General features: G+C 46.3%; 5 protein-coding genes. All 5 read right to left on the bottom strand.

All coding sequences use genetic code 11. From position 1 onward, the window contains the following. Positions 1-253: 253 nt before the first annotated feature. A complete protein-coding gene (locus KU855_RS18490) occupies positions 254-1,219 on the bottom strand; it encodes a porin (RefSeq protein WP_218532723.1) in 966 nt (321 codons plus the stop codon). Positions 1,220-1,323: 104 nt separating this feature from the next. Next, positions 1,324-1,944: a disulfide bond formation protein B gene (locus tag KU855_RS18485; protein ID WP_218532721.1), complete on the bottom strand. Its 621-nt coding sequence runs from the start codon at positions 1,942-1,944 to the stop codon at positions 1,324-1,326. 9 nt (positions 1,945-1,953) lie between these two features. Then, positions 1,954-2,565: a thiol:disulfide interchange protein DsbA/DsbL gene (locus KU855_RS18480; protein WP_218532719.1), complete on the bottom strand. Its 612-nt coding sequence runs from the start codon at positions 2,563-2,565 to the stop codon at positions 1,954-1,956. A gap of 68 nt (positions 2,566-2,633) precedes the next feature. Then, positions 2,634-4,385 carry an aryl-sulfate sulfotransferase gene (locus KU855_RS18475; protein ID WP_218532716.1) on the bottom strand — a complete coding sequence of 584 codons (1,752 nt, stop codon included), beginning with the start codon at positions 4,383-4,385 and terminating at the stop codon, positions 2,634-2,636. 216 nt (positions 4,386-4,601) lie between these two features. Further along, on the bottom strand, positions 4,602-5,537 hold the full coding sequence (locus KU855_RS18470; RefSeq protein ID WP_218532714.1) for a LysR family transcriptional regulator: 936 nt from the start codon (positions 5,535-5,537) through the stop codon (positions 4,602-4,604). Positions 5,538-5,988: the final 451 nt, after the last annotated feature.

Genomic DNA, 5,988 nt, shown 5'->3' with positions numbered 1-5,988 from the left:
TGTTAGCTAACGTCAAGGCAATGAACAAAGTCATAAGACTAGGTATGCCTGTTAGTTACCGAGTTGAGTAATTAGAGTAAGTGTCATTAGATCAGTACGTCACGTGAACTATTTGATCAACAACTCCACTAAGGATAGATTTGGCTTACCAAACCTATCCTTTATCAGAAACTCAAATAGTAAAAAATTTTTCGTAATTTCATCTTAAAGCAATAATAGCAACTTAAGATGAAATTGAGCTGCTAAGATTTTTTTAAAATCTAATCATCATCCCAAAATTCAAATTGCTATCACTGGTATAACCTGATTTATTAATCACAGGCTTGGAATACAGTGCCCCTTCGGTGAACACACTGAAATGAGGACTGAAATGATAATGGACTGCCGCCGCTGAAATCGACTGATTGTCGTAGTCACCTTGCCAGTCCTTATACTGCTGTGACAAACGGTACTCCCAGTTGCCAACAAAGTACTTGGCAGCTGCCGCATAGACAGTGCTGTCTCCCACCGGGCTGTCCTGATTCACTTCTACCAGTGATGCAAGGGTGACCTTGCCCCAACGATACTCCCCCATGAAGGCATATCGAAAATAGTCTTGTTCCCGGCCCAAATGTTGTTCACTGGTTTTCAGCACATTGGCCGCGATTTTCAAACCACTTTTACGATATACCGCGCCCAAACGCAACACATCGCTATCGCTACCCGTATCATTGGTCAGAGTGATAACCGCCGTCTTCAACTGCAATCCATGCCACTGAGGAGTGATATAAGCAAGAATGGACTTGGCAAACTGAGATTGCTGGAATAAACCATCATGACTATGAGGCGTGCCACTGTTGATTTCCTGAATATCGACTGGGGCGTACAGATCTGCATAAGTATTGGACTCCCCAGCACCGGCCAATGCCAACATACCAAAATCACTGATCACCACCGCCTTGGCTTCCCGAATCTCCAATAGTTCGCCATCGGTATGTTTGGCAGCAGTCACATGCTGTACTTCGCCCACATACTTGACTTTAATGTCTCCCAAATCAATTAAGCCTTTCAGGCCGAACCGGGCATCGTAGGCGCCCACATCAAAATCCTGGCCATCCTGCCAACCCGCGCTCAACCCTAACTGCCCATAAAATATTGTCTTGGGGGACTGTTCTGCCGCCATCAACGACGCCGAAGCCAGTCCCAAAATAACGCCAAGTACTGCACTTTCCCGTTTCATCTGCTTTCCTTACCCACAGCAGTGCTAATCACCACGCTCAAGGCGCAGTGGTTAGCACTGTGTTGTGTGTTGAAGAGTTGTTTAAAGGTGCCTGAGCAGGCCACTTACCTGGTGACAGAAGATTTACGCAGCGCCGCAAGCCAACCAAATGTCAGCGGAGCCAGACAAATCATGAATACGGCGTACGCTAGCATGCAGTAATGGGCCATATTCATTCCCAGCAAAGACCAGTCGTCCTCACCACACCCCCCTGTGGGTTCAAACTCAAATGGTAGCCATTCATTCAACGGCAGGTTCAATGGAAACTTGGGTTCGGTGGAGCAAGCAGAACCTGCGGCATCCCCTGCTGCGGCAAAGAAGTCCATTGAAGTATCTACAACCATATGTGCCGCATCATGAATTTTCATCAGTTCATAGGACCACATCCAGCCCTGGATAATGGCGTACCAAGCCAGCAACAAGCCGAGAAACTTCAATATGTGATTGCGGGGATCGATTAGAATAATGAGTCCGGCTATCACGATGCAGCACTGGCTAAAGCGTATGTAGACACAAAGCTCACAGGGGTCCATCGCCAGAAATAACTGAAAGTAGAAAATGGCGGACAGGATCAGGAACATCGCCGCCCCCGCCATTAAACACCAAACCGCTCGATTGCTTTGTAACAGTGACAGCTGACTCACGGGAGCCGAAGAAAACTGCTGCCAGAAGTTTTTTATAAACATAACAACCTCTTACTTGGCAGACAGCTCAGCGATAAGTGATTTCAACATGTCCATTGAACGGATTTCTTTAGTGTTTATCAGGTATTTACCATTCACGGTAATCGCTGGAATGCCCTGAATTTTGGCCACTTCAACGCCCTGTTCCCACTTGGCGATCAGCGCTACAACGCTTGGGTCCTTGGCATAGTCATCAAATTGCGCACGACTCATATCCAGTCTATCGAGCGCAAACTGTACCGTCGTATCGGCATCGGTAAATTTGCTCTTTTTCACGTGGTATTGCTGGTAATAGGCGTCCTTCAGCGTCTTGAAAGACGCGTCACCTTTTATGATCTTGGCAATCGCCAGGCCAGTGGCCTTCTCGACCCCGAATGGCGGTTTGGTGGTGATGTGATATTGGTCCAGCTTGCTGCCAGCCGGGACAATATTGTCATTGGGGATCCCAGCTTTGTCGTACTTATAACAGAAGGGACAGTTGATAGAGTAGATCTTGGTGACTTCATTCGGCGCGTTAAATTGTGCCGATACCGGCAGCACCTGATATTCAACACCTTCTGTCGCGGCAGAAGCTGAAAAGGCAAAAATAAGGGACGCGGCAACAGCAGTGAGCATTTTTTTCATTGTGATAGTCTCGAATTAGGGAAGGCGGTTAATGGGGCGGCGTGATACCAACCCCATCACATCCAGCGTTATTGCCCAAATGCCTGTTGCGGACGGATCACCACAGAACGGTAAGACGCTTGCTTGGGTGATGTGGACTCGATGTGCATTTCGACTTTCACATCCTGGGTGCCGTATTTCACTTCCACCAATTTCGGCTTGGTATTGTTCGGAGTTAACAATTCAGCCGATGCGAAATACATCATCATAGAATCCTTATCCGCTTCGTAGTCCGTCACTGAGGTCACTGGGCTGTACCACTCATAGCCCATGTTTTTCCCCCATTCCCACACCTGCTTAACGGTCATGTTCTGCTCGTCAATCTTGTATTCCACACCACGGCTGTACTTCATTTCGGCCAGCGCAGGCTGCTCGTGATAACGGCCATCACCATTATCGAACGTCACCAGAGTGCCTTTTTCCGGTACCAACCAGGAGGTATGCTGGGTGTAGCCGAAATCAAAGTTGGTATCGGCACAACGTCCCTGAGGTGTGCAATCGAGTTTGTTACCTTTGCTGTCGGTGGGGGTCAGAAGTTTGTTGGCCAGCTCACCTTTCCAACCTTCAGCAGGACCCAGGATCCATTTCACTTGCTTATCGCGACCAATCTTGATGGCTGTTGCCTGATGGCGAGGAGAGATAATGATGGAATCATCGCTCGCGTCATAGTCAATGGAGTTGACATGTGCCCAGTTGCGACCGGCACCTACACCAGGATAGTCACCAAAAGGAGCGTCGGGCTCTATGTCCAATTCGGCGCTGTCATCGACGTTCAGGCATACGGCTTTAGCATCGAGGGCAATCAGCAGTGAATCGCGCATTGGGTCAAGAATTTTATTGAGATCCCACACGTCCACCAGACGGCCATGCTGGTCGATTTCCAGAATATGGTCACGCACAGTATTCACGACAACGCCATCATCACGGACATAGTTTTTCTTGGCGGCGCGCAGCAGATAATGACCGTTGGGCAGTTCTTTCATAGCATGGGAAAAATCCACATAACCATTAGGCAGATCACGTTCGGTAATAATCCGGCCCATCAGATCCATGCGGTAGTACTTTTGCCCCTGAGCAAAAATAATGTCGCCATTGTCGACCTGATGCACTCCCATGATGATGCCTCGTTTACCAATCACATTCTGATCATGCATACGGTTGTGATCCAGGTACCAACGTACTTCACCTTCGGTATCGGTGATGAAATTCACCGGCCAGCGGTCCCATTCCAGAGCACCACCCGCGGACCACATAATCGCCTGGGAGTCTTGATCCGGCACTAGGTGATTAATCCAGTACAGTCGATCTTCCCAGCCTTTGGCGACTTTCTTGGGGGTCACAGTTGGGAAGCCGTGAGTTGCGCCATCAACGCTGATCCCCACAACCGGCTGAGTGAAAATTTTGTAGGTTTCTTTGACCTGCTTACCGTCAAGCAGATAGCTGAGTTCAACCTGATTGTTGTAATCGGCATAAAGTCCGAAAACCGGCACACCGTCATGGGTAAGCAACTGGGTTCGACTCACATCATAGCTAATCGGCAAGCCCGTCTTACCCTTGCCTTTCACGGTCACCTTCACGTCTGCCGGGGATTTGCCACCCAGACCAATGATGGCAGATAGAGGCGCATAACCGTATGGATTGACTTTCACGTGACCCAACTGGCCCTGACCGGGACGCGCCAAATTCACGACAGCAGCCTCTGCTTCACTCATGCCGACCGTGATATTGCCACCCATGGTGAGTGCACCCATCACCGCCGCCGCTAAAAGATGTTTGTTCATGACTAATTTCCTATGTGTGTTATCTGAACCCACCGGCAGTTTGTCGTGAACAATCATATGAGCTTGTGAGCTAAATCACGGATGCCCGTCCCTGGGTTACCCTGAAGTTTGAATATAGGAAGCTGACTCAATTATTGGCGGGAATATCAAATTTTTTAGCTGCGTTAATTAAAAAATTTGGTAAGACCAAGATTTGCGTTACTGACAGCATAGGGATTACATAATCTTGATGTCATCCATCAAGGCATCAAGTTCAGTTTTAATGACACTCCGCAGCCACATATTGAAAGAAGCCTTTTTTTGGCTTGCAGGATAAAGACATTGATATGCTAAATCGGTCGTCGTTAACTCCTTTGGCGCCGGTAATAGCTCAACAACATCCCGAAAAGAAGCCAACCCCAAAGCTGATGAATAACAAAGTGCATTACTGGATTGCAGCATTTGCACCATCGCAGGCAAATAACTTACTTTCGCTTGTATGTTTGGCGACAGGCCCTTACTTTTACATGACTTCTCGATAAGAGAACGACCATCATGATTCCAATTGGGTATACTTTGCAATAATAATGGATAGTTGCACATTTCCATTAAGGTCACATGCTTACGATTCAATATCGGATGGTGTTTTCGACAGGCAATCATACGAATCGAATTGGCCAATACATCGCAGCCAATATAGTCATTTTCAACGGGCTGGATATGGATGCCGACATCAATGACCCCTTTAGCAATAAGTTCTGCCGAACTACTGGTCCAGGGCATCAAGTCCAACTGAATATGAGGGCAGGCAACGGATAATCTGTCGTACAACACCGGCATCAAGGCCACAGCCAAGGGTTCCAGAATCGCAATCTTCACTATCCCCTGGTATTCAGCAGGGTCAAAGTGGCCGTTGCAGTTGTACATATTTTCGAGCTCCGCCAGCGCTTTCGGCAGATTTTTATATATATGACTAGCGCGTTCATTGGGAACCAAACCTTCCCGGCAGCGCAGGAACAATGGGTCGCCAAAAATCTCTCTCAGCTTTTTAATTTCATAACTAATGCCAGATTGAGATTGGTTTAATATCTGTGCAGCTTTATATGTTGACCCCGCTTCAAAAACAACTTTGAACACCTTAAGCGTACCCACTTTTAAGTCATCAATATCCATTTTCATCACCGAAAAATTAGTTACGTTGCAATCTTTTTGATAAACTATTTGACATTAAACATTAGCACATCTCCTACGAGGTATAATTATTACTTAAAACCTCACAAAGCAATAAAAATTTTCAAGCTCAACTTTTTATTTTATTAGAATTAAAAAGTTGTGATATAGAACAATTTAAATATATTAACTAAATTATCCATGACTAATTTAAATATTATAACGTCATATTCTATTTAGACTTATATGTCACTAAATTCACGTCTACGCAAGGTAAAATGAGAAGGGAGGATATTGATTGAATAGAGCTATTCTCTAGTCGAGATAGGCGTTGTTGATCAAATGGTTCACGTAACGTACTGATCTAATGACACTTACTCTAATTACTCAACTCGGTAACTAACAGGCATACCTAGTCTTATGACTTTGTTCATTGCCTTGACGTTAGCTAACA

The sequence above is a fragment of the Shewanella sp. NIFS-20-20 genome, assembly GCF_019209865.1.
Lineage (GTDB): Bacteria > Pseudomonadota > Gammaproteobacteria > Enterobacterales > Shewanellaceae > Shewanella.
Note: the sequence above shows the minus strand (reverse complement) of the source record. Positions and strands in the feature narration are given on the sequence as shown.

Coding starts and splice junctions, on each gene's coding strand:
- KU855_RS18485 (WP_218532721.1), bottom strand. CDS start 1,944: ATGTTTATAAAAAACTTCTGGCAGCAGTTTTCTTCGGCTCCCGTGAGT.
- KU855_RS18490 (WP_218532723.1), bottom strand. CDS start 1,219: ATGAAACGGGAAAGTGCAGTACTTGGCGTTATTTTGGGACTGGCTTCG.
- KU855_RS18475 (WP_218532716.1), bottom strand. CDS start 4,385: ATGAACAAACATCTTTTAGCGGCGGCGGTGATGGGTGCACTCACCATG.
- KU855_RS18480 (WP_218532719.1), bottom strand. CDS start 2,565: ATGAAAAAAATGCTCACTGCTGTTGCCGCGTCCCTTATTTTTGCCTTT.
- KU855_RS18470 (WP_218532714.1), bottom strand. CDS start 5,537: ATGGATATTGATGACTTAAAAGTGGGTACGCTTAAGGTGTTCAAAGTT.